The sequence below is a fragment of the Kribbella antibiotica genome (assembly GCF_004349055.1).
Lineage (GTDB): Bacteria > Actinomycetota > Actinomycetes > Propionibacteriales > Kribbellaceae > Kribbella > Kribbella antibiotica.
In genome coordinates this window covers 1-1382 of sequence record NZ_SMKX01000304.1, presented here as the reverse complement: position 1 = coordinate 1382, position 1382 = coordinate 1, and the positions used below count along the sequence as shown (strand labels likewise).

The following is a 1382-nucleotide window of genomic DNA, read 5'->3' as shown; positions in this document are numbered from 1 at the left end:
CATGCGTGCACCAGCCTGCCGGGGTGCGGGTGCCGGGGTGCCGGGGTGCCGGGGTGCCGGGGTGCCGGGGTGCCGGGTAAATGTGGGATCGAGTGTGGCCACTGTGCCGTTGTGCATCGTTTACCGGCGACATACTCCGCACAGTCGAGGCTTCGATAAGCATCGCTGTAGGTCAGCGCTGCATGGTTCGACCGCAGTGCGAATGGCCGAATTCGGGACATGAGTTGCGGCGTGCCGCCACCACCCGCCGTGCCGCGGTGGACCGGACTGGTGTCCGCGGCTCGCCGTCTGGCGGGCCGGCGACTGGCGGCACGAACGACTGCATGTAGTCGGCGACCGTCGTGCCAGCCGGGCTTGAGAGCGTGGAAAGCACCCGCCGGAGCATACACCTGCAGTCCTTGATGCTGTCTGCCGACACCACCGATCTCCCGCGGCAGCGATCGCTCAGGCGGTGGGAGTCAGAGCGCTGTACTCACCTGTGCCGGTCTCCGAGCCGCCCCGGACGCTCACCGCGGAGTGCAGTCCGGTACTTCACTGGCTCCCACCCCAACCAGGTAAGGAAGATCGGTCACCTGGCGAGATAGCCGGCCGCTCGGCTCCGCGGCCTCCGTCCGCTGATGAGCTGGAAGCCACCTCTGCGGATCATGCTGGAGTGATGGTCGCGATGCGCCAGGTGAGCGGTCTTCGTTTGCCCGGCGTCCCCGGGGGCGGGCTGGTGGTCAGCGTGATGAGTCGCGTCGTGGGGGTGCCTGGTGGAAGAGGTGTGCTGGCGCCGGTTGCGTCGACTGCTCGGCCGGCCGCTAGGTGATCCGTCGTACGGAGGATAACTGTGGTCGGGGTTTCCTTCGTGATGGTCGCCTTGTCGATCTGAATCTGCAGGTCGTGAATGCGGATACGTTGCTTGCGGTAGGAGGCAAGGAGCGCACGATCCGATTGCCAGGGTGCGCTGCCCGGCACATAGACCTTGTCGAGCGTCGCGACGTCCAACGTGCGGAACGCCTGTGCTCGCTGAACATCCAGCCCCCGCAACGTGCCGATCCACTCCCCCACGCTCCGGCCCGAGCCAGTACGTCGAGGCGTCGACGGATCCGTACTCCGAGGTGTCGGCGGACCCGCAGTCTCCGTGCGAGCCGGAGTCGGAGTCGGGTCTGTCCGACGTGGAGCAGACGTGGGGCCGGAATCTGTCGGCCTTGCTGCGCTTGTCGGCGCTACCTGGACAGGCACCTGCTCGGACGCAGCCACAGTCGCACCCGACGAACCCAGCACCGCCCGAACCGCAAGCCCCGCTCCCAGCACGACCGCCACCCCGAGGGCGACAGCGCCGACCACCCCATAAGCAGGTCGACCAAAGAAGTCCCGCACCCCACCAAGCGCCTTCCGCC

General features: G+C 67.6%; 1 pseudogene. It reads right to left on the bottom strand.

Annotation, left to right across the window (positions count from 1 at the left end):
* Nucleotides 1–642: 642 nt before the first annotated feature.
* Nucleotides 643–1382 (bottom strand): annotated as a pseudogene (locus tag E1263_RS43960) (hypothetical protein); the annotation flags it as partial.